This window comes from Pseudomonadota bacterium (assembly GCA_039028935.1).
In the GTDB taxonomy this organism is placed as follows: Bacteria; Pseudomonadota; Gammaproteobacteria; order Steroidobacterales; family SZUA-146; genus SZUA-146.
In genome coordinates this window covers 16969-43134 of record JBCCHD010000001.1, presented here as the reverse complement: position 1 = coordinate 43134, position 26166 = coordinate 16969, and the positions used below count along the sequence as shown (strand labels likewise).

At 55.8% G+C, this 26166-nt stretch carries 22 protein-coding genes; 12 read left to right on the top strand and 10 right to left on the bottom strand.

Annotation, left to right across the window (positions count from 1 at the left end; translation table 11 throughout):
* The first annotated feature begins 8 nt into the window (after positions 1 to 8).
* Positions 9 to 767 (top strand): SDR family oxidoreductase, encoded by a 759-nt coding sequence (locus AAF465_00190; GenBank protein ID MEM7081145.1) that lies wholly within the window; start codon positions 9 to 11, stop codon positions 765 to 767.
* Positions 768 to 782: 15 nt separating this feature from the next.
* A complete protein-coding gene (locus AAF465_00185) occupies positions 783 to 1571 on the top strand; it encodes an SDR family oxidoreductase (GenBank protein MEM7081144.1) in 789 nt (262 codons plus the stop codon).
* A gap of 55 nt (positions 1572 to 1626) precedes the next feature.
* On the opposite strand, the gene AAF465_00180 is transcribed toward AAF465_00185, so the two are convergent.
* Positions 1627 to 2901, bottom strand: coding sequence for an MFS transporter (locus AAF465_00180; GenBank protein ID MEM7081143.1), 1275 nt, complete (start codon positions 2899 to 2901; stop codon positions 1627 to 1629).
* Between the two features lie 119 nt (positions 2902 to 3020).
* Positions 3021 to 3731: a DNA-3-methyladenine glycosylase I gene (locus AAF465_00175; protein MEM7081142.1), complete on the bottom strand. Its 711-nt coding sequence runs from the start codon at positions 3729 to 3731 to the stop codon at positions 3021 to 3023.
* Positions 3732 to 3896: 165 nt separating this feature from the next.
* Here AAF465_00175 and AAF465_00170 point away from each other — a divergent pair, with 165 nt between their 5' ends.
* From AAF465_00170 to AAF465_00135, 8 genes are all read left to right on the top strand, one after another.
* The gene (locus AAF465_00170; GenBank protein ID MEM7081141.1) at positions 3897 to 4763 is read left to right on the top strand and encodes a methyltransferase; all 867 of its coding nucleotides are present in this window, start codon (positions 3897 to 3899) and stop codon (positions 4761 to 4763) included.
* A gap of 215 nt (positions 4764 to 4978) precedes the next feature.
* Positions 4979 to 5998, top strand: coding sequence for a betaine--homocysteine S-methyltransferase (gene bmt, locus AAF465_00165; GenBank protein ID MEM7081140.1), 1020 nt, complete (start codon positions 4979 to 4981; stop codon positions 5996 to 5998).
* Positions 5999 to 6210: 212 nt separating this feature from the next.
* A complete protein-coding gene (locus tag AAF465_00160) occupies positions 6211 to 7248 on the top strand; it encodes an efflux RND transporter periplasmic adaptor subunit (GenBank protein MEM7081139.1) in 1038 nt (345 codons plus the stop codon).
* Between the two features lie 15 nt (positions 7249 to 7263).
* The gene (locus AAF465_00155) at positions 7264 to 7956 is read left to right on the top strand and encodes an ABC transporter ATP-binding protein (GenBank protein ID MEM7081138.1); all 693 of its coding nucleotides are present in this window, start codon (positions 7264 to 7266) and stop codon (positions 7954 to 7956) included.
* A complete protein-coding gene (locus tag AAF465_00150) occupies positions 7953 to 9107 on the top strand; it encodes an FtsX-like permease family protein (GenBank protein ID MEM7081137.1) in 1155 nt (384 codons plus the stop codon). The genes AAF465_00155 and AAF465_00150 overlap by 4 nt, the downstream gene beginning before the upstream one ends.
* A gap of 8 nt (positions 9108 to 9115) precedes the next feature.
* The gene (locus AAF465_00145) at positions 9116 to 10306 is read left to right on the top strand and encodes an FtsX-like permease family protein (protein MEM7081136.1); all 1191 of its coding nucleotides are present in this window, start codon (positions 9116 to 9118) and stop codon (positions 10304 to 10306) included.
* Positions 10307 to 10387: 81 nt separating this feature from the next.
* A complete protein-coding gene (locus AAF465_00140) occupies positions 10388 to 11089 on the top strand; it encodes a hypothetical protein (protein ID MEM7081135.1) in 702 nt (233 codons plus the stop codon).
* Between the two features lie 3 nt (positions 11090 to 11092).
* The gene (locus AAF465_00135) at positions 11093 to 11755 is read left to right on the top strand and encodes a methyltransferase domain-containing protein (protein ID MEM7081134.1); all 663 of its coding nucleotides are present in this window, start codon (positions 11093 to 11095) and stop codon (positions 11753 to 11755) included.
* 27 nt (positions 11756 to 11782) lie between these two features.
* Here the strand turns inward: AAF465_00135 and AAF465_00130 are convergent, their stop codons facing one another.
* The 3 genes from AAF465_00130 to rarD form a co-directional block, all read right to left on the bottom strand.
* On the bottom strand, positions 11783 to 12385 hold the full coding sequence (locus AAF465_00130) for a DUF899 family protein (protein MEM7081133.1): 603 nt from the start codon (positions 12383 to 12385) through the stop codon (positions 11783 to 11785).
* Between the two features lie 69 nt (positions 12386 to 12454).
* Entirely contained in the window at positions 12455 to 13081 is a 627-nt protein-coding gene (locus AAF465_00125; protein ID MEM7081132.1) for a YigZ family protein, read from the bottom strand.
* Between the two features lie 9 nt (positions 13082 to 13090).
* A complete protein-coding gene (gene rarD, locus AAF465_00120) occupies positions 13091 to 14020 on the bottom strand; it encodes an EamA family transporter RarD (protein MEM7081131.1) in 930 nt (309 codons plus the stop codon).
* A gap of 140 nt (positions 14021 to 14160) precedes the next feature.
* Between rarD and AAF465_00115 the strand changes: the two genes are divergently transcribed.
* On the top strand, positions 14161 to 15117 hold the full coding sequence (locus AAF465_00115; GenBank protein MEM7081130.1) for an aspartyl/asparaginyl beta-hydroxylase domain-containing protein: 957 nt from the start codon (positions 14161 to 14163) through the stop codon (positions 15115 to 15117).
* A 166-nt stretch (positions 15118 to 15283) separates the two neighbouring features.
* On the opposite strand, the gene AAF465_00110 is transcribed toward AAF465_00115, so the two are convergent.
* Together AAF465_00110 and AAF465_00105 are read right to left on the bottom strand one after the other, a co-directional pair.
* Entirely contained in the window at positions 15284 to 15913 is a 630-nt protein-coding gene (locus AAF465_00110; GenBank protein MEM7081129.1) for a sulfotransferase family 2 domain-containing protein, read from the bottom strand.
* A 14-nt stretch (positions 15914 to 15927) separates the two neighbouring features.
* Positions 15928 to 17961: a sulfotransferase gene (locus AAF465_00105; GenBank protein MEM7081128.1), complete on the bottom strand. Its 2034-nt coding sequence runs from the start codon at positions 17959 to 17961 to the stop codon at positions 15928 to 15930.
* 254 nt (positions 17962 to 18215) lie between these two features.
* Here AAF465_00105 and AAF465_00100 point away from each other — a divergent pair, with 254 nt between their 5' ends.
* Positions 18216 to 20060, top strand: a complete 1845-nt coding sequence (locus AAF465_00100; GenBank protein MEM7081127.1) for a sulfotransferase — start codon at positions 18216 to 18218, stop codon at positions 20058 to 20060.
* Positions 20061 to 20133: 73 nt separating this feature from the next.
* Here AAF465_00100 and AAF465_00095 read toward each other — a convergent pair whose 3' ends face one another.
* The 3 genes from AAF465_00095 to AAF465_00085 all read right to left on the bottom strand — a co-directional run bounded on the left by AAF465_00095 (position 20134) and on the right by AAF465_00085 (position 25885).
* Positions 20134 to 22866 carry a TonB-dependent receptor gene (locus tag AAF465_00095; GenBank protein MEM7081126.1) on the bottom strand — a complete coding sequence of 911 codons (2733 nt, stop codon included), beginning with the start codon at positions 22864 to 22866 and terminating at the stop codon, positions 20134 to 20136.
* 555 nt (positions 22867 to 23421) lie between these two features.
* Positions 23422 to 24672, bottom strand: a complete 1251-nt coding sequence (locus AAF465_00090) for an alpha/beta hydrolase-fold protein (GenBank protein ID MEM7081125.1) — start codon at positions 24670 to 24672, stop codon at positions 23422 to 23424.
* A 106-nt stretch (positions 24673 to 24778) separates the two neighbouring features.
* Positions 24779 to 25885 carry a mandelate racemase/muconate lactonizing enzyme family protein gene (locus AAF465_00085; protein ID MEM7081124.1) on the bottom strand — a complete coding sequence of 369 codons (1107 nt, stop codon included), beginning with the start codon at positions 25883 to 25885 and terminating at the stop codon, positions 24779 to 24781.
* Between the last annotated feature and the right edge of the window lie 281 nt (positions 25886 to 26166).

Sequence of the window (26166 nt, the reverse complement as noted above, 5' to 3'; positions counted from 1 at the left end):
ATCTCGCCATGAGGCTGGATCAGCAGCGCCTTGTCATTACCGGCGCAGCGGGCGGAATTGGGCGCGCCACCGCTCGCCGCGCGGTAGCCGAAGGTGCTCAGGTGTTGCTCACCGATCGAGAAGCGGAACCTCTCGAGCGCGTGTGCGTGGAGCTCGGCGAAGCCGCCCAGTGGCTCGCGGGCGATCTGCTCGAACCCGCATTTTGCGATTCGCTCGCCGAACAGGCCGCCTCGCGGCTTAACGGTTTAGACGGCGTAATCAACAACGCCGGCATCATCACTCGTGGCAACGTGCTCGCAACACGGGATGCAGACTGGCGAGCGAGTTTTGCCATCAATGTTGACGCGGTGTTTCGCATTTGTCGAAGCGCAATCGCGTGGCTGACAACACAACGGCAAGCTGGCGTTATCGTCAATGTCGCGTCGTGCTGGGGTCTCTATCCGGGCCCTGATCACCTCGCCTACTGCACCACCAAGGCTGCTGTGGCGGCGATGACCCGGTGCCTCGGTCGCGATCATGCGCCAGATCGCATCCGAGTCAACGCCGTGGCCCCAAACGAAGTCGATACCCCTATGCTTCGCAGCGGTTTTGAAATTCGTGGACTGAACGTCGACACCGCGGTATCCGAGCTGGATGCGTCGGTGCCGTTGGGGCGTATCGCCACACCAGACGACATCGCCGATGTCATTGTCTTTCTGTGTTCCGATCAGTCGCGTTATGTCTGCGGTAGTGTGATTGAGGTGAATGGCGCGAAACCGGTCGGCTAATTGGAGCGTATCGATATGATCAGCGACAAAGTAGCGATCGTCACAGGCGGTGGACAGGGCATTGGTAGTTCAATCAGTCAGGCGCTGCTCGCTAAGGGTTACCAAGTGATCATCGCGCAGCGCGGTGAACCCGATGCCGCTCTCGCGCACGCCACTTGGTTAGCCACCGACCTGACGGACGATCACGCCTGCACACAGCTTATCGATGTAGCCATAAAAAAACACGGCCGCCTTGATGCGTTAATCAACAACGCAGGCATAATGCTGGAAAGTCCGAACACGACACCACCCCAGGATGACGATAGCGCCGTCGCGACACAGACCATTCGCGACGCCATGACCCAATTTGATCGGACGTTGGCCATCAACCTACGCGCGCCCTACTTGCTGTCGCTGCTTGCATTGCCGCATTTATCCGCCAGTTTAGGCTGCATTGTGAACATCGGTTCAATTGAAGGGCAGGCTAGCAATCCGCGACACAGCGCTTACGGCGCATCGAAAGCCGCGCTGCATGCCCTCACTCGGGGACTCGCCGTCGATCACGGACAAACGGTGCGCTGCAACGCCATCGCGCCCGGCTGGATCGATACAACACTCAACGACGCGTTTATCGCATCGATGCCCGACCCGGCCCGTTTTCGCGCGTCCCTCGGTGAGATCCATCCTTCCGGCCGTACCGGCACAGCCGATGAAGTGGCGGCCCTTGTCGTCTTTTTGTGTTCTGACAACGCAAGCTTCATCAATGGCCAAACTATCACAATAGACGGCGGTCGTACCGCACAGCTGTCACTGCCATCACGCTAGCATCGACCCACCGCGGCCCGGCGTGTTCACCGCAATCTGCATCAATGCTGTAGGACTAGAGCACGGCCGCCCGTCGTTTCGTGATTCGCCAGCCAATGGCTGCCAACGCAATCGTTACCGCCGTGTAGGCGGCGCCCATCTGCGCCTGGCGCTCCAGGGTGATTCCTTGATCAATCATCCACCCCATCGCCCATGGGGACAATGCCGACACAAACACCATGATGGCCGATGTGGCCGATTTGATACTGCCCAGGTATTGATTGCCATACTGCTCGGACATGAATGGCGTCGCGATGGTGTTTTGTAGCCCACTACTTATCGCCAGCAACACTAGAAAGGCCAGCGCCACCCATTGCGCATCGGACAACGAAAGCAACACCAACGACAAAAGAAGCGGCGCCGTGTGAAGCGGCACTAACGCTGTGGCGCTAAAACGATCGACTAGAAAACCGGCGATCACCTTCATAGCGATGGCCACGCCCGCATACACGGCAAAATACGTCGTCCATAGCGACATTGACCATCCTTTGCTCGCGACCAAATGCACCTGGTGAAAGATAAACCCGGTAAACAGTAGGGTTGGCGCCATAAGATTGGGCACGAACAAATAGAAACGGCTGTCGCGTAACACCTCGCTACGACGCCACTGCCGCCGAACAAACTGTCGTCGATCCGTATCCAGTGCCTCAAGGTACGCCGTATGGCGGGCTGTATGGCCTGTGAGCAACCACAGCGCCATCGGTAAAACGACGACCATCCCGAGCGCGATCCATCGCCAGCTTTGTTGCCACCCGACAAGCAGAAGCATTAGCACAACGAGCTTGGGCATTAATGCTTCAGACAGCGAATAGCCCATGCCGCTGATGGCATTCGCTTTACCTTTGTCCGCATCGATATAACGCACCACCGTCGTGGACGCCGTCAGAAACATTAAGCCCTGACCAAAATGCCGCAATAGAAAAATCGACAGCACAAGCGCGACACCGGTGGAACTGATTGACATCATCAGACAGCCCACAATCAGCCCGATGAAAATGCCCGCCGCAAATCGTCGGAGGTCCACTCGATCAATCAGCGCCCCACTCCATACCATCACGGCAGCACTGAGCAACGTACCCAGCGAGTAATAGCTACCGAACTGCCCGTGACTAATGCCCAGGGCGTCGCGCAACTCGCCACTAAATAGCGAGATAAAAAAGGTCTGTCCCGGCGCAGAGGCAAACGACAGGAGCACGCCAAAGACGATCAGGCGCCACTCTCTTTTTAGCAGTGCAAACATGGCGTAATTGACCCACCCTGCAAACGGAGGCGATTCGATTCGGCTCGACATCGAGCGATGTCGCCGGGAGACTTTACCGCAGCCCTGTTGACAGGTCGACTCAGTGGCGCTCGGGCACAGCGCGGCGGTCAGTGGCCATTCGCGACGAGTCGATGGAAAGGGCGTCGACGTTAGCGAGTGTATTCGACAATCTGCTCAATCGGGTAGTTGGTACCGACCGAGTAGGCGGCGATGCGGCTCAGGTGAGAATACGGTAACCCAGTCTGCTCATGCCACGCGTTGAATGCCTCCTGAATACGCTTAAAATCGGCCTGGCTCGTCGGCGTATCTTTAATATCGAGCCCCGCGTCCTGAAGCGCGGCGACCACATCGCGAGAGAGTAAAAAACCATCTCGACCGATAAATCTTAGAAAGTACTGGCCGGTGTTGCCGCCGAGGCGTTGGCCGTTGGCCTTTAGGTATTTGAGCAACCCAATTTGATCAGAAGCTGGCCATTCGGCCACAAAACGCGCAAACGAACCGTGCTGCGCCGACACATCGAGTACAAACTGTGCGTTGTGGCGTACCGCAGCAATCTTTTGCCAGTTGCGCACGACACGGGTGTCTTGTGTGTAGGCCTCCCATTCCTCCGGCGGCAACATCACGAGCGTATCCGGATCAAATCCGTGGAACGCCTCTTCAAACTGTGGCCACTTCTTATCGATCACGCCCCAATTGAATCCCGCATTGTTGATACAGCGTGTCATAGTAGCCAGAACACGGTCATTACCCAGTTTGCGAAGGGTGCGCACGCTCGGTGCAATCGGCAATAAGTCTTCCAGTGCGTCCGCACCCCCTTTGCGTTTGGCAGCGCGACGCTGAATCACAGCAAATTTTTTCAAGGGTTGTCTCCTCAGTAGAATCCGCGTCGGGCAATGGTACCGCGTGGCGGCCGGGTTTCGGTCGCGCCAATCTGGGCAATCGTCGCAAAATTTCTCGGCTTTTCCATAGACACCATGATTTTTCGGTATAGTGATCGCTTCCGCGTTATTCCTGAGGATATGCCAATGAGATATTTGTTGCCCTTTATCGCCACGGCCGCGCTGATCGGCTGCAGCACCTACCAGAATGACAGCCGTTCTGGCGTAGACAGCGCCCGACTAAGCCAAGCGCTTAGCGCGCAGGAAGAGAAAGCCAAAGAGCGCTACAACGCCCGCAACCCACAGCAGACCATCGAGTTTTTCGGGATCGAGCCCGGCATGACAGTGGTTGAAGCGCTACCAGGCGGCGGCTGGTATTCTAAAATTTTACTTCCCTATCTGGGCAATGATGGCCGCCTTATCGGCGTCGACTACGCACAAGAAATGTGGCCTCTTTTTGGGTTCTTCTCGACCGATCAAATTGAAGCCAAGAAAACGTGGACGGCCGATTGGACCAAAGACGCCAACGGCTGGCGCAATTCAGGCGATGATGCTTACGTCGCTGCGTTTAAGTTTGGCGACATGCCCGCCACCTTGTCCGAAACCGTGGATGCCGTGCTGTTCGTGCGCGCCTTGCACAATCTGAGCCGTTTTAACGATCAAGGCCAATATCTTTCCAGCGCGCTTAATGACACGATGCGCGTTCTGAAGCCCGGTGGCATAGTCGGCATCGTTCAGCATCGCGCGCCAGAAGACGCGCCGGCGGCTTCGGTCAAGGGCGGTCGTGGGTATCTTAAGCAAAGCGATGTGATTGCCTTCATGAAAAAGGCGGGGTTCGAATTCGTTGGCTCAAGCGAGGTGAACGCAAACCCCAACGATCAACCCGCCGCCGAAGACATTGTGTGGCGACTGCCTCCGACGCTGTTTACAAGTCGTGAGGACGAGATGCTGCGCGCGAAAATGAATGCGATCGGTGAATCAGACCGCATGACGCTAAAATTCCGTAAACCCTAGTCGTCAAGCAAGACCCACACCAGCTAAAACGCCGACTTTTGTCGGCGTTTTTTTATCGTGCATTCGAATGCGAACGCCATCATCACCGCGTTCACAACCAAACCAGATCGCGAATCACTTGAATAAAAAAATCGGGTCGTTATCATCGCGGTGGTGTCCTTTATCAGGTGCTTTGCCCTGTACAGCGCGGACGTCAAATTAGTCAAAGGAATGCAATGCCCTCCCCTTCGTTACTGGCCACGCTGATCGACGAGCGCGGCGTGTTGCTTGCCGACGGTGCAACCGGCACCAACCTCTTTGCAGCGGGACTTGTTTCGGGTGAAGCCCCCGAATTGTGGAACGCGGATCATCCCGACCGAATTCGCGCGCTTCATCAGAGCTTTGTTGACGCCGGTACCGACCTATTGCTCACGAATACCTTCGGTGGCACGGCACCTCGCCTAAAACTGCACGATGCCGCCAACCGCGTTGGCGAACTCAACGAACGGGCGGCGGTGTTGGCCAACGAGGTTGCCGACCGTGCGGAGCGGCGACCGCTGGTTGCCGGATCCGTCGGACCGACAGGCGAGTTGTTTGAGCCACTGGGTACATTAACGCCCAACGAGGCGATTGCCGCGTTTACCGACCAAATCAGGGGTCTCAAGGCCGGTGGCGTGGACATGGTCTGGATCGAAACCATGTCGGCACCCGAAGAAATTCGCGCCGCGGCACAGAGTGCCATCGACGTGGGGGTGCCCTATTGTTTTACCGGCTCATTCGATACGGCTGGTAAGACCATGATGGGCCTGGAGCCGGCCGAGATACACGGTGTTTGTGCCGAATTGGATACCCCGCCCGTTGCATTGGGCGCCAACTGCGGCGTCGGCGCGCCCGATATTCTTGCCTCGCTGCTCGACATGAGCGCTGCCCAAACCGCGACGCCACTCATTGTGAAAGGCAATTGCGGAATACCGCAATTCAAGGGCACCGACATCGTGTATTCTGGCACTCCCGAATTGATGGCGAGCTATGCGGGTCTGGCGATCAATGCCGGAGCCAGCATCGTGGGGGGGTGCTGTGGCACAACGCCCGCGCATGTCGCCGCCATGCGCAGCGCCATCGACAACCATACGCCCGACGCGCGACCGGATATCGACCATGTCACGGCCGTACTCGGCGCACTCGTGAACAACACAGCCAGCGCCAGTAAAAAAGTCAAACCGACGCGAGGGCGGCGCCGCCGACGGCGGCGCTGATAGGCGTTGATCAAAAGACCGATTCTGCGATCAGTAGCGTGCAGCCCAACACCCGACGTAACGCCCCGACCGTTGACCATCGCCGCAGCGATGTCGCGGTCGGCAAGGACGGCACCGGCATGTACGAGTTATGCCATCACCCGACAGCTCGTTCGCTGGATAAACCCCCCTCATTTTGGGACACTTACCCAGTCTGAACACGGAAAGAGACCATGAACGACAAAAGCGAGCTTTTGGATCAACTCAAGATTGATCGATCGGAGGTCACATCGGAAGGCTGGTCCACGCTTGCCATGCTGGCGTTGGCCGTCGTGTCCGCAGTAGCGAGCGCGTACATTGCCCTGACGTTCTTTGCTCCCAAACCCGCGCTCGACGCGCCCGTTCAGGCCATGACACCCGCCCCCACGGCAGCGCCAGCCGCGACACCGGAACCCGCGCCCGCCGCCGCGCCCGAAACGCCCGATAACCGTATTCTTAATGCCTCAGGCTACATTACCGCTCGCCGTATCGCGACGGTGTCCGCTGAAATCACCGGGCTTATTACCGAGGTCAATGTTGAAGAAGGCATGGTGGTCGAAACCGGCCAGGTGCTGGCCCGACTTGATGATGCGGTGGCAAAGGTCAACTTGAATCTGTCTCGCTCCCAACTCAACGCGCAGCTTGCTCAAATCAACAACATTGAGGCATCGCTGGCCGAAGCGACCCGCGTGCTCGACCGCGCACAAGAACTGCAATCGCGCTCTTTGATTTCCGAAGCCGAACTTACTGCCGCTAATGCCAGCGTCGAGTCGCTCACCGCGCAACTCAAAAGCGCCAAAGCCAACACCCAGGTGTCGCGCTTTGAAGTCGATCGGCAACAGGAGCGACTCGCCGACCACACGGTGCGCGCGCCGTTCGGCGGCGTGGTGACCGTGAAGAACGCACAAGAAGGCGAAATCATCTCACCGGGATCAGCCGGTGGCGGCTTTACGCGGACCGGCATCTGTACCATCGTGGATATGAGCTCGCTCGAAATTGAAGTCGATGTCAATGAGGCCTTCATTGGCCGTGTGTTTGCCGGGCAACCCGTTCAAGCCAACCTCGATGCCTACCCCGACTGGGACATTCCCGCCGAGGTGATCGCCATTATTCCCACCGCGGACCGTTCCAAAGCCACTGTGCGAGTGCGCATCGGTATTCTTGAGCGAGACGCACGCATTTTGCCCGACATGGGCGTACGTGTCGCGTTTATGCGCGCCGCAACTTCCTGATAACGGAGACCTGTCATGTCAGACGACGTGCTGTACCAACTGAAGAATGTGACCAAGAGCTTTGTGAAAGGCAAAGAAAAGATCACCGTTTTCGACAACCTCAACATGCAGATCGAACATGGCGACTTTCTGGCCATTATGGGGCCATCCGGCTCTGGTAAAACCACACTTCTCAATATGCTGGGCGGCGTAGATCAGCCAACAAGCGGTGAGGTGATGTTTGACGGCAGTCGTGTCGACACGCTATCGGAAGGCCAGCTCGCGAAATGGCGCGCGAATAACATTGGCTTTATTTTTCAGTTTTATAACCTTATGCCCATGCTCAACGCAGCACGCAACGTCGAGCTGCCTCTGCTCCTGACCAAACTCAAAGGCAGCGAACGAAAAAAGAACGTTGCCGCCGCGTTGGAACTTGTCAAACTCGGTGATCGCGCTAAACACAAACCGAGCGAACTTTCGGGCGGGCAACAGCAGCGCGTTGCCATCGCTCGCGCTTTGGTCTCTGACCCCAAACTGTTGCTGTGCGACGAACCCACTGGTGACCTAGACCGTGAAACCGCTGATGAGATCCTCGGCATCCTACAGCTGCTCAATAGCGAATTTAACAAGACCATCGTGATGGTCACGCACGATCCTCGTGCTGCAACTTACGCCAAGCGCACTCTGCACCTGGATAAAGGTGAGTTCATAGAGAAGGAGGATGCATGAGCGATTTATATCTCGTCCTAAAAAACCTTACGCGCTCGAAGCTGCGCTTGGCGCTGACCCTGTTCGCCACGTTTATCGCGTTCATGGTCTATGGTGTGCTCGCCTCGTTCCAATCCTACCTCAATTCGGGAATTGATCTGGCGGCCGACGATCGTTTGGTTGTCATCAACAAAATCAACTTCACTCAAAGTCTGCCCATTTCGTACGTCAATCGAGTACGAGCGGTCGAGAACGTGGTTGACGTTGCGCATCTCAACTGGTTCGGTGGCTATTATCAAGACCCGAAAAACCTTGTGGTCACGATCGCGGTATCACCCGAGAGCTTTGTTCGCGTTTACCCTGAGCTGGTGATGACCGAAGACGAGAAAAAGGCCTGGCTCGATAACCGACAGGGCCTGATTGTGGGTGAGAAGGTTGCCCAAACGTACGGCTGGAAGGTGGGCGATCGCATTCCGCTTAATTCCAATATTTTCAGTCAAACTAACGGTCGCACTGATTGGGATTTCGATATCGAAGCCATTTATTCAGGCGCGGATGAGCAGGCCGACACCTCGTCGCTGTATTTTCACTACAACTACTTCAATGAGACTCAGTCCTTCGGACGTGATCGCATTGGCTGGATGGCGGTTCGCACCAATGATTCGAGCAACAATGAGGCGGTCATCAACGCGATCGACGGTCTCTTCGAGAACACCCAAGCAGAAACGGAATCGATGCCGGAGAAGGCATTCAACCAGGCCTTCATTGAGCAGATTGGCAATATTGGCCTGATTGTGTCGTCGGTGGTACTCGCGGCCTTTTTCATCATCTTGGTAATCGTTGGCAATTCAATGGTGCTATCGATTCGAGAGCGGACGCGGGAAATCGGCGTCATGAAAACACTGGGCTTCAAGTCGACGCGCATTTTCGGCATGGTGCTAGCCGAATCACTCGCCATTGCACTGATTGGCGGCTTGCTTGGATTGGCTGCCGCCGCCGGCTTAACATCGCTGACCAGCGGCATGGGCGCGCAAGTCCCCACGCTGATACTGGACCGCGAAATCGCGGCCAAAGCGATCGGGATCATGCTTTTGATGGGCCTTATCACTGGCATCATTCCAGCCTTCAACGCACTGCGTTTGAACATCATCTCTTCTTTAAGCCGCAGCTGAGAACCATCATGAGCAGCCTTCTATCTCAAATCTGGACCGTCGTGGTGATGAATATTCGTAGCCTGCCACAGCGTCTTTGGATGTCGCTCGCCGCGGTGTTTGCCGTATCGGTGGTCGTCGCCGTGCTGCTGTCGTTTTTGGCGATGGCCAACGGCTTTGAAGAAACGCTGAAAGGCACAGGACGCGCCGACGTGGCCATTGCTTCACGCGTGGGTTCGCAATCCGAACTCAATAGCACGGTCTCGCGGGATAACGTTAATTTGCTGCTTACCGCACCCGGTATTGCAAAAGACAGTAATGGCGACCCGGTCGCCTCTGCTGAACTGTACGTAATTGTTGACGGCATCAAGAAAACAACCCAAACCGAGGTCAATCTACCCATGCGCGGGATCTCGCAGTCGGGTTTTGCGTTGCGTGACGCGGTGGAGATTGTCGAAGGCCGTATGTTCGAGTCCGGACGTAATGAGATCATTGTGGGGCAAGGCATTCTGAATGAATTCGAAGGCTTTGAGCTTGGCCAGAAACCGCGATTTGGACGCTCACAATGGGAAGTCGTCGGCATCTTCTCGACGGGCGGCACTGCCTTTGAAAGTGAATTATGGGCCGATGCACCGACGGTGCAGAGCCAATTTAATCGCGGCTCCACATTTCAAACGGTGCGCATCAAGTTGGCCGAGTCTGGCACTGTGCAACCGCTCGTGGATTTTGCCGAGTCGGAACCGAGGTTGCAGCTGGACATTGAAACCGAAGCCGATTATTTCGCCAGTCAGGGTGAGGCGTTGAACGGCATCGTTAATCTTGGCTGGGCGCTGAGTATCGTGATGGCGCTGGGCGCGTTGGCGGGCGCACTGAACACCATGTACACGTCCGTCGCCGCGCGTTCCAAGGAAATTGCCACTTTGCGCACACTCGGCTTCAGCAATTTCTCGGCCTTTGTGGGCACCATGGCCGAATCGCTAGTGCTCTCGGTTATTGGTGGGATTGTCGGCTCGATCGCCGCCTATCTTCTCCTGGATGGTGTGACCGCCTCGACGCTCGGCGCCAGTTTCTCTCAGGTAGTGTTTAGTTTCGAGTTATCAACCGATCTTATTAAGCAGGGCATTGTGCTTGCACTAATTGTTGGATTGGTGGGAGGGTTCTTCCCGGCGTTTCGCGCGGCTCGGCTGCCTGTGCTGCTTGCCTTTCGGGACGCGACCTAATCGGCGCAGCGACTCGATCGATTGGACCACTCGCAACGAGCGAACATCATCACTATATCGCGCAACGAAGAGGAGATTGCGATGCCGATTTCTACGCGATTACCCGCCACACGCTGGGGCGCATTTGTCGGGCACCTTCTCTTAAGCCTACTCATTCTTATCGTTCTATCCGCACTCATCGCGTTTGTTCTGTTCCCAGGCGCGCTGTTCAAACTGGCAGGCGGCATCGACGGCATCAAGATCATCGCTGGCGTAGACATGGTGCTGGGGCCTCTGCTGACGCTGGTGATTTACAACCGCAGCAAGCCACTCAACGAGCTCGCGCGCGACTTAATCGTCATCGCCACAATCCAGATCGCGGCCCTTGGTGCCGGCATGTACATTGTCTACAACAGCCGCCCCGCCGTTGTCACGTATGCGTTTGATCAGTTTTATACGAGTAAGGTTGACGAGTTTGTGGCGCAGAGCGCGTCGGCACCGACTGATCTCAATCTGTTGTCGCCAACCTTCTTCAATCTCACACTTCCCACTGATGATGATGAAGCGCGTTCGCGCATGGTCGAAATCGAATTTTCGGGCACGTCACCGCGCTTTATGACCGACGAGTTCGAGCCACTGTCTACCGATCAAGATGCATTGGCCACACAGCTCCGCCTCGGCCTGGATCGACCCGAGTCCATCGAGCAGCGTTGTATCGAACGAACGCTGCAAACCGCCTTCGACACTGCCCAAGTGTGCTTCCATCCAGGAACTCGACGGTTTTCCGAACTGACTGAAAAGTAACGCATGCCGGACCGACCCAGCAACTGGAACAACGCCATCTCAGATGATGGCCCAACCGATGAACAAACGGTACGGCGCTTATATGACGAGTTCGCCAGCGAATACAATCGGACCGTGGTCGACTGGGGTTACGACGCGCCGGAACAAGCGGCACAGTACCTAGGCCAATATGTCGCCCGCACCGCGCCGGTGCTCGATGCGGGTTGCGGCACGGGACTCACCGGTCAGGCGCTCAACGCGGCCGGATTTACACACATCACCGGCACGGACCTCTCTGCCGATTCAATCGCGATCGCCAAGGGCACCCCATTTTACCGAGCTGTGCTGGCGTTAAACCTATCCGAACCACTGCCGTTCCAAGACCAACAGTTTGCTGGTGCAGTGAGCATCGGCGTGTTCACTTACATCGATGACCTTGAGCCTGTTCTGTCAGAACTGATTCGGGTCACGTCACCCGGCGGGATAATTGTCTTTACGCAACGGCAAGATTTGTATGTCGAGCGCGATCAGCACGCGCTGTTCTCGGCACTTCGAGCAGAACACGGCATTGAACAAATCGAATCAACGGAGCCGCGGCCGTATTTGCCGGGCAACCCAAGTTTCGCCGAGAAAATTGGCATACATTACTTTGTCTGGCGTGTTTCCGAATCAGTTGCGAAAGAGTGACCGCATCCACTACGACTCTCGACGCGTTTAGTCCAACACATTTTCGCCGCCATCATCGAGCGTTTGCGGTCGCTGCCAATAGGCGTACTGCGGTGTAAACTGCTTCTCGTCCAGCCCAATAACGCCCAGCAAGTTCCAAAAAGAGCAATACAAATCACCAGGTCCAAACGGAGACGCGTTGGTACGAAAAATTGCATTACCGTCTCGTTCGTACCCAACCACGCCGGGATAATTGTCCTGGCCAGGCACGGCACTTTGCTCGCGAATATAGTCTCCGCCGCCGTGAGAGGCCGTTCGAAAACGCCAGCCTCGGCCGTTGGCAAAAGTGCGTTGCACAGACGGCGAATCCTTGGACACCATGACGACACTGGCCGCGGCTTCCAAATGCGGCAGAAAGGTGTTTATGCCATCACCCCAAAGCGTACAGTAGCGACAACCTTGCCCCATGTTGTGAATCATAATCAGTCTGTCGTGCTGACCAAACAGCTCGCTCAGATGCACGGTGCCTTCATTGGTTTCAAATGTATAGTTCGGCACTTCTACACGCTCCGCTTGCTGCTTAAGCTGATTGAGCTCAAGTGTCAGGCCGTAGATTTTCTGTTCAAGTTCGACAATCGCGTCGTTTGCCATACGGATCTCCTGTTGCGGCGAATTATCCTGAGCCTAGCATGAGTGTTATTGAGTGACCTATCGCTGCGCTCATTCAGACTCGCTCTCATTCTCGGGTAAGATGTCGATCGAGCCCTGGCCAAGCTCGGTAATGGCCTCCTTTAGGGCGTCGATGTCGCGGACTGGCACAGACAGCGTGAGCGTCACGTGCGCACCAAATTGCTTATCCAAAATTTGCGCAGGAGAGGCATCGAGCCAATGCTCTAGACGTCCGAGCAGTGTGTAAGGCAGCGCAACGATCAATGGGTCGCAACGAACATAAGATTGTGTTGGCAGCTCGGTCAGCGCCACACTGACGCTTTGCGTATAAGCGCGAACCAGACCACCCGCACCAAGTTTAACGCCACCGAAATAGCGCACAACAACGACGGTAATCTCACCGATTCCCGAGTGCGTCAAGACATTGAGCATCGGTTTACCAGCGGTATCGCGCGGCTCGCCATCGTCATTCTTACCCACCTGATAGATGTCATTGGGCGCGCCGGCAATATAGGCATAGCAATGGTGATTGGCGTCGGGAAAGGCCACGCGCTGTTCTTGAACGAAGGCATTTGCGGCGGCTACACCTCGGGTGTGGCCAATACACGTAATAAACGTGCTGCGCTTAATATCAATCCGATGCTCAAACCGCTCAGCCGGGATCTGATACGTATCCATGACCGCCACCTAGCTCGACTTTACATTCGGCCGCTGCTGACGAGCATGTCGCCAGGCATCGTAGCCATAGAGTCCCGCTGCGAGCCAAATCAGTGTAAAACAACCCCACACAGCCGGCGTAAGCGGCTCGCCAAAGTAAACTCCCATCAAAAACTGCATCGTCGGTGCAATAAACTGCATAAAGCCGATCGTTGACAACGTTAAGCGTCGCGCAGCGAGCGCAAACATCAAAAGCGGCAATACAGTGAAGGGACCGGACAACATGAAATCGACACCAGCGCGCGGGTGATCAAAACGAAACACCAGCGATCCGTTTTGATTGAGCCACCAAAGATAGGCGAACGCCGGCAACAACAGAATCACCGTCTCGATGAACAAACCCGGCATCCCGCCTATCTCGACCGTCTTGCGAATCAAGCCATATAACGTGAAGGAAAACGCGAGCGCCAGAGCAATCGCTGGAAATTGCCCGCCCAAGAAAATCAGCGACAGTACTGCAAGCGTCGCGCTAGCAATGGCAAGCTTTTGAAAGCGACGAAACGGATCGCCGAAAAACACCACGCCAACCAACACGTAAAACAAGGGCGTGATGTAATAGCCAAGACTGCCCTGAAACACCTGATTATTCTGCACCGCCCAAACGTAAATCACCCAATTGATCGAGATGAGCAACGACGTTGCGAACAGGAGTCCGATCGTACGCGGCGTGAAAAAAGCGCCTAACACCTCTCCCCACTGGCGGCGCAATAAGATGATCAGCGCACCAAACGGCACGGACCAAATAATGCGGTGAGCCACCATCTCGGCCGCCGGCACATGACCCATAAACTTGAAGTAGGCCGGCAGCACACCCCAGGCAAAATAGGCGAATAGGCCGGCGACGATGCCGTCACGCAAATCGCGTGAGGCAATCTGTGTAGATGATGAGTCAGTCGACATTAGCTATACTCAAACGGGTAACAATAGGAGTGTGCGCGCAACGGCACGCAATTACTATCGTTCTGTGACCTTTGATCCGACATCCTATGTTTGCTCTTTAAACACCGCTCAACCTGACGCTGGAAATCATCTAATCGCTCATGAAACTCAAACGACCTTTCATTCAGCTACCGTATCGATTCGATACGACGCGCCTGCAGTACGAGGTTGAGCAGCTTTCATCACGTAAATGGCTGCCTCACCCATCTCGCATGAACGGCAACGAAGCGTTGCCGCTTGTGTCGCGGGATGGCGGCAATAATGATGCGTTTGACGGGCCGATGAAGACCACGCCGCACCTGCAAGACAGCCCGTATCTACAACAGTGCATGCACCACATCGGCGAGGTCTATGGTCGCTCTCGTCTGATGGCGCTCGATGCCGGCGCGGAGGTCAGTCGTCATGTCGATTTCAACTATCATTGGTTTTCACGCGTTCGAATTCACATTCCTATTGTCACCAGCGCCGACGTACAATTTTATTGCGGCGACGATCACATCCACATGGCGGCTGGCACATGCTGGATCTTCGACTCCTGGCGCCCGCATCGCGTGGTGAATGGTGGCTCAGCGCGTCGCATTCACTTGGTGCTGGACACGGCCGGTTCCGCCGCATTCTGGGCCAACGTTGAACGGGTTCTGTACGAACAACTCAGTCCGCCCGAGTCGCCGTTGGTCTTTGACGAATCCGGCCGACACACGATTCAAACCGAGCGATTCAATTCAACCCCGGTACTCGCGCCAGGTGAAATGCGCGCGCTCGGCGACGATCTCATTGAAGATCTTAAGCTCAATACACAAAACGACCCACAAGCACTGGCCGCGCTACAAACCACACTGCGGACGCTGTATCGAGACTGGCGTAGCACCTGGGCACTGCATGGCTACGCTCGAACTGGATTCCCGGTGTATCAGGCGCTACTCGAGCGCGCGGTCGCGGCACTACCGCCACCCCGCGCACTCACCACAAAAAGCAATGACCTCGGCGCCACACCAATCGTCATGCAGCGCATCGTCCGCGCCGCTCTGCGGCCCGACCTGTTGCCCTACTTCACCTGACAGCGCAATTATCACCCCCCGCGGGATCCCACGGTGACCAGCGCAATGCGGCGACTCACTCGGTGTCGTGCGCGTTTGCCGGGAGGGCCTTTTAAATGGGGGTGCTCGTCGTCGCCTGTCGGCATAACGGGGACTCAGGCCGATAGCTGAGAAAACCGATTCGGTCTTAGTTCGCCCGATCATAGTCGAACGCCTCAAAATCAGCCGCGTAGAACGCATCGAGCGCACGGCGTAGCCGCGGCGTCAGTGCGGCCAAACGAATGGCATCGGGTGACCGGTTCCTGTGCGGTAAGTCGTCCAATTGCAGATCAAGTCTGGCAGCCACATTGCGCAGGGACTCGGCCAGCGCCTCGTAACGACCAATAAAGTCGAGCGCCAATTCACCGGATTCATCAACCAGCATCGCGATCTGGGGCCTCACGAGCAGACGCGCTCGAAATCGCTCGCGCTCTAACGCGTCCCACATCCACTGCTCCGGGTCATGCGCAAAGTCAGGATTGTCACGATTAAGAAAAGAACACACCGACACAAACCGATCATACGGATGCCGCACCAAAGCAAATTTGTAATAGTGCTGAAAGACTTCCTCGGGCAAGTGTGGTTTGATGGCGCGCACACCGAGATGCCCGTGACCGGCCCCGGCCAACTCAGGAATGGGCAAACGGTGCGCGCTGTCCAAACGTTCCTGCTGCCAATCGTCATCGCCTAAATGCGGTGCAAGTACCGCACGCACCGAATGGGTCGCCGTGCGCGGCACCGCAAAGAAGATAAATCGATGTGTGTGCGAAACAATCACGGCAGCGTGTGCGCCTAGATCGGGTATCGTTCCATGATTTCCGGACCCAGCGCATCGATGAGCGGCTGGAGCTGATCTTCGAAATGTCGCCACTGCTCCATGGACGTTCGAAAAATCGGCTGACGCACCTGCTCAGAACTTGGGGTACGCACATTCCGCTCCGTTTTATGGAAGTCCACACACGACTGCTCGAATGGCAAATCACAAAAATCGAGCAACCGCCGCACCTGCCCCTCGAGGTCATCGATCACATCTTCATGCTGAACTCGCAGCACAAAGTCGGGCAGCACGTTATCCCAATGATCCATCATGCGCACATATTCTCGGTAGTACGCACCGATGTCGCTGAGACCGTAAGTGAACTCCTGACCCTCCGCAAACAGCTGCTTAAATCCACTGAAACAGCAGGACATAGGATGACGACGAGCATCGATAATCTTTGCGTTCGGCAAGATCAGTTTGATCAAGCCAATATGCAAAAAGTTGTTTGGCATCTTGTCGATAAAAAATTCGGCACCCTGCCGAAAGACTTGCGTATTGTCGAGATATTGACGACCAAAGCGTTCGAAATAACTGTCGTCTAGCTCACCCAAAATGCGCGGATACTGTGGTTCTTCGCCTGGCTTGGCGGGTGCCCGACCGAGCAGCCGACGAGAAAGACTCAAAATATTCGGCAACTCTAACGTACCGTCAACCCGAGAATGCGACGCCAAAATCTGTTCTAGTAGCGTAGACCCAGCACGCGGCAAACCCAGAATAAAAATGGGATCAGGATCTGGACAGCCAACCGTCTTGCGTCGCTCAAAGAGCGTATGATCGCACACTTCGATTTGACGCTGTACACGCTTATCAAAAGCAGGTAGAGCGTAATCGAGCGACTGTTTTTGCAGCTGGTTTCCGCGTTCATAATAGTCGAACGCACGGTCATAATCAGCACGGTCCTCAAACGCTTTGCCGAGTGCGAAACAAAAATGAACGCGATCGACAATCGATGTCGATTCGTTCGCCTCATACGTTTGCATGTGTTGAATTTCGTCGTCGGCAAAGCGATAAGTTTTGGTATTCGCCAGGCTCCAAAACGCATCACCAAAATCGGGAATATGGTGATAAAGCGATTGGTAATCGCTCACCGCTTGGTCGAAATCACCAGCCGTTTTGCGGGCATGCCCGAGTGCCAGCAACGAGCTGCGCAAATTGAACTTCGCATCGACCAACCCTGAAAGCACATCGATGGCCCGATTGGTGTTACCGACACCAAGCTCGGAGGCGCCCAGCAATGCCAGGAACTGATGGTTGTCTGGAAATTCGTTGACCAGCTCCTCTGCTATGTCCCTCGCGTTTTCGAACCGTTGTCGTTTAAGCAATATATTGACGTAATCCACGCGTGCGCCCACGTGCTTTGGCTCGAACGCGACGGCGCTTTCTAGCAGGAATTCGGCATCGTCGATAATGCGGTGTCTGATCGCAATTTCGGCAAGCAAGCGCATTCCCTCGACATGCGTTTTATTGCGAGTTAGAAAGTGTCGGCAGAGTCGATCAGCCTGCTCCAAATTACCCTCATGAAGCAGGCTCTTTACCGACTGCAGCTCAGGTGGAAGTTGCTCGAGTTGGCGCAACTGATCTTGAGCATGGGCTAACGCCGCTGGCTGCCCCCCATCGAGGTACAGTTTGGTCAATGCTCGCCACGATGCCACCAGTGCCGGATTCAGCCTCACGGCATGCTCATAGCCCACCAGCGCCTTGGCAGTGGCACCGACATCCATATGCGTGTGCCCTAACTCTTGATAGGCGCGCGCATAGTCGCCAGGCAGATCGTTAAGCGCTTTAAGTGCCGCCAACGCGCTTTGAGTTTGTCCCAGCTTGCGATAGCACACCGCTCTGACATACAGCCCCTCAATGGTGTGCGCCGACTGCCCAGCGTCGTCCAGCACGTGCAGGCTCTCCGCAAATTTACCCTGCATAGCCAGCTGCTGCGCGTAGTCAGCGGCGGATGCGCTGCGTTTGCCGCCACCGGGAGGAGCGACTGGCGATTCGGGCTTGGTACTCATTAGCACTTCCTGATGACGGCGATGAGGCCGCAGAGAGTCGCCTGCGTCCAGCCCCAGATTTTACCCTAGAACGATAACCAATAGGCTGATGCATCCCCAGCGAACACCGACAGCAACGTGCGTGATTAAGACGATGCAACACCCGACATCATCGCGGGCTGTCGCGCCTTAGAAACAGATAACCACTGCGTGTATCAGCCCATTGCACACCGTTGGGCAGGGAAATTCCGGCCAATTGCCGGTACCATAAGTCCATGAAGCTTCCCCATGAGTTCATTCGCCTCCCACTGCGATTTGATGCGTCGCAACTTCAACATGAGATAGCGCAGTTTTCCGACAGCGATTGGGACACGCATCCACAAGGCTTCGAAGGCAATACAGCGCTGATTTTGGTGTCGTCAGAAGGTGGGCGCAACAATCGTTACACCGGACCTATGGAAGCCACCCCCCACCTGGAACGCTGCCCTTATATTCGTCAAGTGCTGGCAGCCTTTGGCTCAGTCATCGGGCGCTCACGTCTGATGCGACTCGAACCCGGTTGTCAGGTGCGCCCGCACTGCGATATCGATTACAGCTGGCGTCATCGAGTACGTATTCATATCCCGATCGTGACCGACAGCGAGGTCAGTTTTGAATCGATTGGCCATAGCACTGTTAACATGGCTGAAGGTGAAGCGTGGATCTTTGATAACTGGAAAGAGCACGCCGTATACAACCGAGGCGCCAGCCGACGAGTGCATTTAGTCGTCGACACGACCGGCAGCGCTGCGTTTTGGCAACAGGTAGATGAGTCGCTCGCTCACGGTCAGAACGGCGCCCTGAAGCACGTTGCCTATGACGCCAGCGCCTCACCGACTCTCGAATACGAACGCTTCAACAGCGTAGCCGTGCGCACACCAAACGACGTGGATGCACTGCTTGACGATTTTACTCAAGAACCCACGCGATGCGGAATCACGCAATCACCTAAATTCATAGCGGCATCCAGTGCGTTTCGCCACGATTGGCGCTCGGCCTGGTCGCGTTACGGCGACTTGCAGGAAGGAATATCCACCTACCAAACGCTTATTCGAGACTTCGAAGCGACTGTTGAATCGATGCTGGACGGCGCGACGTTTAGCGCCAACGGCTCAAGTGTCCGTACTGTTTTGCACAGCTGGCTCAGCACGCTTAATGACGACAGACTCTTAATGGCGCGCGGATCTAATGAAGCCGGCGCTCTGATGTCGTCCTCTTTGTTCGACCGCCCGGTGTTTATTGTCGCGGCACCGCGCTCCGGCAGTACGCTGCTGTTTGAACTCATGCGGCAGAATATTGAGTTTTGGACAACGGGTGACGAAAGTCACGTTGAAATTGAGTCCATTCGGACCCTTCACCCCGCCGCGCGCCACTTTGATTCAAACGCACTGGGTCGCGAGAACGCCACGCCAGGCGTAGTCGATGCGCTCATTCGACGCTTTTTGGGCAACCTAAAAAACGCGCGTGGCACGCTGTTCGCCGACATTCCGGCCGAAACACGTTTAGCGCAATGTCGCTTTTTGGAAAAGACGCCGAAAAACGCGCTGCGTATTCCGTTTTTGCGTGCTGTGTTCCCCGATGCGCGTTTTATCTTTCTACATCGAAATCCACAGCAAAGCGTGGCCAGTATTATGGAGGCGTGGCAATCGGGTCGCTTTGTTACCTACCCCAACCTGCCCGGCTGGCACGGACTGCCTTGGTCGCTGCTGCTTCCAGAGGGCTGGCGCGCCCTTGCCGATCACCCCATGGCCGATATTGCGGCGTTCCAATGGGCCAGTGCCAATCGCCAAATTTTGAGCGATCTTGCCGACCTCCCTGCCGATGCGTGGTGCTCCGTGAGCTATTCGCAACTCGTCTCGGACAAGGCCACCACCGTTGAACGCCTATGTTCGTTTGCAGACGTACCGTTTGGCCCTCGTATGCAAGCGCTGGCCAGCGAAAAAAGCCCGCTCTCTCAATACACGGTTTCACCGCCCGATCCGAATAAATGGAAACGTTATGAAACGGAAATCAATCGGGTCATGCCCGGTCTGCAATCTGTTGTCGACGACCTCGCTCAACTGCGCCCGGCATGTGACTAAGCAGTGTTACCCGGCGACAGGACAAAAAAAAAGCGGGCTGAACGCCCGCTTTTTTTGGTTTACGCGTTAGCGCTTATTCGACGTCGTACGAGAAACGCAGTCCGATCGTGCGAGGACGGGTACTCGTCACAGTCGGGACGTAGTCAAACGTAGAGATGTGAGTGACACCACGCTCGTCGCCGAGGTTATCGATGTAGAACTCTGCTCCCCAGTTATCCTTGCGTACACCGGCTGAGAAATTGAACAGCGTGTAGGCTTCCTGAACATAGCGACCGTTCTGGAAAAACTCTTCGCCATTGACAACCACTGTACCAACCGATCCCGGTGAGTCTGAGGCCACTTCGGTTGAACCGAACGTGCCACCCTCGTTCTCAATCTGAAGACCAGATCCGACGCCGTAAATTCGACGTGTTGTGTCTTCCGCAAGATAAGCGTTACCGATAATGCCGGCTTTGCTGTCACCGGTATAGGTAATACCGGCCTGCACAAACGCATCTGCGCCAAAGCCGTTCAGGCGCCAGTCGTAACGAGCCCGCACATTAAACGAGAAGTCGGCGGTAAACGGAAGTTCACTGCCAACCGGCACCGCGATACCTTCAAGCTGAGGGTTGAGTCGGGTGATTTCGGAATCGACCCAGCTCGCCGCACCGGTGATGGTGAGATTGTCGGTAGGTGCCCACTGTAGATCGGTATCGATACCTTGGATATCCGCATCACCCACGTTCTCGATGAACACCAAGAACGCGATGTTCGAGGGGTCAAAGCGAGTGGTTTGCAGGTTTTCGATTTCCGAATTGTAGTAGGTCGCGTTCCAACGCAGTCGATTGCCAAGGAAGTCGCCTTTGAAGCCGACCTCAACGTTGGTCAATTCGTCAGTCACGGCCACCGCTGGTACCACATAGCCGGCGAATACACCTGACTGGTTACCGGAGGGCACACCCGCGTTTCGGTTACTCACCAGAGGTCGGAACCCCTCAGAAATCGTCGCGAACAGCAGTAGATCATCATTCGGTTTCCAGTCGAGCGTGAAACGAGTGATGGTATCGGACTCATTCGCCACACCGTTGGCGTCGAGGTTTTCAAACCCAGCTGCACCGGATGCGGCGAGCGTGGCTTGGTCGCGAAGACGCGCGGTCACGTTGTTGCCGTTGAATGCGTCACAGCCAAGTGTGCCGTCGGGTCGAGGAATCGCTCGAGGCCCTGGGTTACCGGGTCCTGGTCCGAATTCAGTAGGCAGCGTCGCCGGATCCACACCCTTACAGCTAAACGATGAGCCGGTGTGTCCAAGCAGCGCAAAATCGATGTCGTAGTTTCGCGCACCAGCGCTGAAGGTCAGCGAATCAGTGAGGTCAAAACTGACGTCGAGGAACACGGCAAACTGATCTTCTTTACGCGTGAAATCGTTGACAAAGATTGTGGTCTGACCGTGACCGAAGTTATCGGTCGTGCCCTCAACCGTGCCGTCACCCGCTTGGTTAGCCACGTCGAACCCGGCGTCCACTGCACCGAAGTACTGGAACTCACCAACGGATTCGGTTTGCGATTCGTCAAAGTACAGACCGAACGTGCCGCGGAAACGTTTGTCGGCATCGGTCTGGAAGCGAAGCTCGTGGGTGGTGCGTTCGTTGTCGGTGTTGTCCACGTACTGCTTTCGGAAATCGTAAACCGTGTCGGCAGTGGTGTAGCCGCCGGTCGTGATGTAGTAGACCTGATAGCCGCCACCGAAGCTGTACAGCGTGTAATCGGTGAGCTGGTACACCTCACGATCGAGGAAGCCACCGGTGTACACCACATCCAGGCCTCGAATTCGGCCCTTGAGGGTCCAAGTCGTCAGACCAAAGTCGTCTTGGTTTTCGTCAGGCGAATAGAGCTGAGACTGGTCGTCAGTGCCGAGCACCGGCGAATATTCGAACGTGCCGTCGGTACGCAGCGACTGGCTAGCGTGAGCCACCAGCAGGTTCCAGTCGTCGTTGATGTCGTAAGCAAGGCTCAGACGCAGACCCTGGTAGACCGCCTTGTTCCAGTCGTCTTCGATCAGGTCGCTGTTGTTTGAACGTCGAACTTCCGCGCCGTCTAGAATGTTGGCACCGAAGATCTGGTTGCGGTTGATCACGTCGATCAGCGCCTGATCGTCGGGGTTGAACGAACCGGCTACGTTATCGATCCAGCCACCCTGGGTGTCGTTGTACACCACCGCACGTGCGGCGAGCTTCTCAGACAACGGAATGTTGATGAACGCTTCGAGGTTTGACACGTTCTCACCGTCGGTGATGAAGCCGTAACCGGCGTCGACGCCAGCCTGGAATTCGCCTTGCACCGGTTTATTGGTGATCAGACGCACCGTACCCGACTGAGAACTTGAGCCGAACAGTGTGCCCTGAGGTCCAGGTAGAACCTCCACACGCTCAAGATCGGCCGCATAGATATCCAGGTTACGACCACCGAATGAAACGGGCTGTTCGTCGAGGTAGACCGCCACAGCAGGTGATGAACCCTGCACCGACGACACCGTGTTGTTGGACTGTTCAGTCGCGACACCGCGAATGTAGATCTCGCTACGGCCCGGACCGCGACCTTGCTGAACTACGTTCGGCAGGTATTTAACGTATTCATCGAACGTGGATACGCCCAATTCTTTGAGCGACTCGCCGCCCAGAGCCTGCACGGACACCGCGATGTCCTGCGCGCTTTCAGCGCGTTTGGTCGCGGTCACTAATACTTCTTCAAGCTGGGCGTGAGCGGTTCCCGTCGCGCCTATGGCAAGCGCTCCCGCGACTGCCGTGTACAACTTCTTCTTTTGAAACATAGTTCAATCCCCGAGGATTACCTCAATCGTTAAAGACAGTTACTAAGTGATGTAAAGACCGATGTGCCAGGCACGTCGCCAACCCGTCCGAAGGCTGGAGCGCGATTGTAAGTTGCATGCATCCGTGTGATGACTCGCTTGTGTCTTTTTAACCTGCTTGACTCTAATGCATCGATGCATCAAGTCAACGCGAATGGGGTGAGGCCGCAACAATCAGTCGTTGTGGTTATAACACGGGTCGCCTGGGTGTAAATCATCTCGACACCGACCAATAGTTTCACCGGTAATTCACACGAATATTGCAACGGATGACCCATAAAATTGGCGCATTGCAAAAAACTCATTCTATAAAATCAACAAGTTAGCCGATTATTGTGCGTGTTGCAATAGCGCAACAAATTTTAAGGGTTTCGATTAAGTCAAACTTCTAGAATTGATTAGATTCCGCCCCGATTTGGGGCCAAATTTGTCTTTCCCTTGGACCCAAATCGTGCCGTAACCGCGTCTACGATCGACGTCGTGCAGCACCCCCGTCTTGCCGGTGGCCGCGCCGCCCTAGGGGCGACGAGGTGCCAATAGCCAGGTGAGCTGTTTGCCAACGCGCGCGCGCCAGGCGGCCTCATTATGATCCGCCCCATCGTATTTCTCGACATTGAGCGTGTCGCCACGCCGGTATCCTTGCGTTTCAAGCCATTGGGCCAACACCTGCGTCGGCTGCTCATAGTGCGCATCGAGCCCTTCTGTGCCGTAATCAAAATACAGGCGCTGACCCGACGGCATAGCAGCATCGGGCGTCAGCGAGCGGAGTAAAAAGGGTACTGGATTCGCATCGGTCGGATCTTCGCCGTTGTACCAAGCGATCTGTTGCTCAGACCATGTGATATGCGTCGACAGGCAACCGCAGCCGCTGAACACCTCCGGATAGTCGCGTACCAAATAGAACGAGACGATCGCGCCCATTGACGACCCCATAGTAAAGGTGTGCTCGGGACCGCGTTTCACGCGAAAGTCTTGTTCAACACGCGGCATGAGCTCCTCAATCAAGAACCGCGCATACTGCGGAGCGAGGTGGTCGGGCGAATACTCTTTGAGTCGTGCGGCCGTGTTCCAAATGCCGACGACAATAGCCGGTTCAAATAAACCCTCTTCAGCGCCTTTCATCATGGCCTCATCGACCCCCCAGTCGATGTTCGTGTACGACAGGCGTGGATCAAACAGATTTTGACCATCGTGCATGTAAATCACGGCATAGTCGCGATCCGGGTGTGCCGCATAATCGGGCGGCGTCCACACGACAACATGACGTGTCTCCTCCAAAAACGTTGAGGTGACATCGGTCCAGTACGTCAGATCACCCTTCACCCCGCTTCCACGCCAATCGGAGATCAGCGCGACCGGATCGGTGCGAAACCCGGCTATCGCGGCAGTTAGCGTGACGGGTTCGGTAATCGTCGCGGTGAAACTGGGTAACACGGTCGCCGAGGGCCCCAGCCCTTCTTGTTCCCACGAGCCCGCCGTAATTTTGTACTGAAGGTTGTGCCCATGCGGAACCTGGATGGTCACGGATCGACTCGTGCCGTCACCAGCCATTTTGAGTGCCGCTGGGTGCCATGGACCCAGTTCAGGTAAGTTGCCTGCCACATACACCACCGGCGCATCAGCAGGCACGGATGCCTGAATCACCACCGGGTGCGTAACCGCCTCACTTCGCGTCGCCGTATCCTCCCCCGGCTCAACGTCTACTGCAGCACAGCCCAATAAAAAGGCCACCACCAAACCGAACACGATCTGCCATTTGATCATCATAGTCCTCACTTACCGCGCGTCACCCTGTGTGTGCGCGTCTCCATTAACTCTTCACTGCGTCGACATCGCTTTGACCACCTCGAAAAGATCTCACGTTCAGTCTCGGTCAGCCAAACGAGCACAATGCCGACCCAAAAAAACCAGCCGGCGGCACAACGCCTAAGCCCGGACCCAAAGGCACGCCAATACGACCTCCTTCTATCCGGACACCCTGTTTTTCATCATAATGTTCATCGATATACGGCGCAGCAATCCAGGTGCCCTCAAACAATCTTGGATCCACCGTCGCGCCTAGATGCACGCACGCCGCAGCGATAATGTCCCCACCCCACGCGTCGTCGCAGGTGTGAGGCAGAGACCTCGCCGCACAGACATCGCGCGCGGTGCGCATCGCGCTGACACCGCCAAGACGCGTCGCCTTCAGGCTGAATCCATCCGCGATACCGCGTTCAATGCAGGTGAGCATAGCGGCAATGGATTCGCTGCGCTCATCGATAAAGACAGGGTGACAAAGCTGGGCGCGAACGCGAGCGATCTCCTGGAGCGAGTCACACGGCTGCTCAAGCACCAGCGGAACTGACCGGCATGCCGTACTAACCTGCAGAAGATCCGCGGCGGTCCAGGCGCGATTGGCATCCGCTACTAACTTAACACGCTGACCCACTGCCTCGGCGACTTGATGAAGGGTGGCAATGTCTTCGTCGATCGTACGGCCACCGACTTTCACCTGCAATCGCGAAAATCCTTCCCGTGCTTTGTCACTCGCCCGTCGCGCCGTGTCTTCTGGCGAATCAATACCCAGCGCATAGTAAGTGCGCACCGAAGGCGCAACCGCACCACCTAACAACGTGCACAGCGGCACGTTATAGTGCTTGCCGCAAATATCCCACAGCGCAATATCCAATGCGGCTTTGGCATAGCGATGCCCATTGAGCAACTCATTCATATTGCGATGCGCCGTATCAATGGCCAGCGGGGATTCACCGATCAGACCGGGACACAATTGCCTCAACGCGGCTCTCGCGCCGAGCGCATGCGCCGGTTGATACACCGCTCCCAGCGGACAGGTCTCACCATAGCCGACTAAACCGGTGTTGGTCACGATCTCGACAATGGTCGAATCGACCTGCTCAAGTGTGATATCCGACATGATGTACGGACCGTCTTTTATCGGCAGTTCTTTTCGATAGATATGAATTTCTTTGATGAACATGAGTGAGTCGATTGGGAGACAGTGCGTTATCGCATATAAAATCATCCTGAGCACAGTCTATGATTGTATGGTATAGAATGGTGCTTCGAATAGAGTGTCGGGCAAACAACCCTTCATGTGTTGCAACGTCAAACGGGAAGTTATGATCACCATTCGGGCAATACGGTTACCGTGCCAAGCGATCGCGTGGATCACGATCCAGCATGACCAGGGCGTCTATGCCGCGCACCGATTGCTGCTTCGGCGCGACCTCGGTAGCGCAAACGACCGTATTGCGTGAA

What these genes read in the sequence shown, in the direction of transcription:
- AAF465_00190 (MEM7081145.1), top strand. Translation starts at nt 9, where the DNA reads ATGAGGCTGGATCAGCAGCGCCTTGTCATTACCGGCGCAGCGGGCGGA.
- AAF465_00185 (MEM7081144.1), top strand. Translation starts at nt 783, where the DNA reads ATGATCAGCGACAAAGTAGCGATCGTCACAGGCGGTGGACAGGGCATT.
- AAF465_00180 (MEM7081143.1), bottom strand. Translation starts at nt 2,901, where the DNA reads ATGTCGAGCCGAATCGAATCGCCTCCGTTTGCAGGGTGGGTCAATTAC.
- AAF465_00170 (MEM7081141.1), top strand. Translation starts at nt 3,897, where the DNA reads ATGAGATATTTGTTGCCCTTTATCGCCACGGCCGCGCTGATCGGCTGC.
- bmt (MEM7081140.1), top strand. Translation starts at nt 4,979, where the DNA reads ATGCCCTCCCCTTCGTTACTGGCCACGCTGATCGACGAGCGCGGCGTG.
- AAF465_00160 (MEM7081139.1), top strand. Translation starts at nt 6,211, where the DNA reads ATGAACGACAAAAGCGAGCTTTTGGATCAACTCAAGATTGATCGATCG.
- AAF465_00155 (MEM7081138.1), top strand. Translation starts at nt 7,264, where the DNA reads ATGTCAGACGACGTGCTGTACCAACTGAAGAATGTGACCAAGAGCTTT.
- AAF465_00150 (MEM7081137.1), top strand. Translation starts at nt 7,953, where the DNA reads ATGAGCGATTTATATCTCGTCCTAAAAAACCTTACGCGCTCGAAGCTG.
- AAF465_00145 (MEM7081136.1), top strand. Translation starts at nt 9,116, where the DNA reads ATGAGCAGCCTTCTATCTCAAATCTGGACCGTCGTGGTGATGAATATT.
- AAF465_00140 (MEM7081135.1), top strand. Translation starts at nt 10,388, where the DNA reads ATGCCGATTTCTACGCGATTACCCGCCACACGCTGGGGCGCATTTGTC.
- AAF465_00135 (MEM7081134.1), top strand. Translation starts at nt 11,093, where the DNA reads ATGCCGGACCGACCCAGCAACTGGAACAACGCCATCTCAGATGATGGC.
- AAF465_00130 (MEM7081133.1), bottom strand. Translation starts at nt 12,385, where the DNA reads ATGGCAAACGACGCGATTGTCGAACTTGAACAGAAAATCTACGGCCTG.
- AAF465_00125 (MEM7081132.1), bottom strand. Translation starts at nt 13,081, where the DNA reads ATGGATACGTATCAGATCCCGGCTGAGCGGTTTGAGCATCGGATTGAT.
- rarD (MEM7081131.1), bottom strand. Translation starts at nt 14,020, where the DNA reads ATGTCGACTGACTCATCATCTACACAGATTGCCTCACGCGATTTGCGT.
- AAF465_00115 (MEM7081130.1), top strand. Translation starts at nt 14,161, where the DNA reads ATGAAACTCAAACGACCTTTCATTCAGCTACCGTATCGATTCGATACG.
- AAF465_00105 (MEM7081128.1), bottom strand. Translation starts at nt 17,961, where the DNA reads ATGAGTACCAAGCCCGAATCGCCAGTCGCTCCTCCCGGTGGCGGCAAA.
- AAF465_00100 (MEM7081127.1), top strand. Translation starts at nt 18,216, where the DNA reads ATGAAGCTTCCCCATGAGTTCATTCGCCTCCCACTGCGATTTGATGCG.
- AAF465_00095 (MEM7081126.1), bottom strand. Translation starts at nt 22,866, where the DNA reads ATGTTTCAAAAGAAGAAGTTGTACACGGCAGTCGCGGGAGCGCTTGCC.
- AAF465_00090 (MEM7081125.1), bottom strand. Translation starts at nt 24,672, where the DNA reads ATGATGATCAAATGGCAGATCGTGTTCGGTTTGGTGGTGGCCTTTTTA.
- AAF465_00085 (MEM7081124.1), bottom strand. Translation starts at nt 25,885, where the DNA reads ATGTTCATCAAAGAAATTCATATCTATCGAAAAGAACTGCCGATAAAA.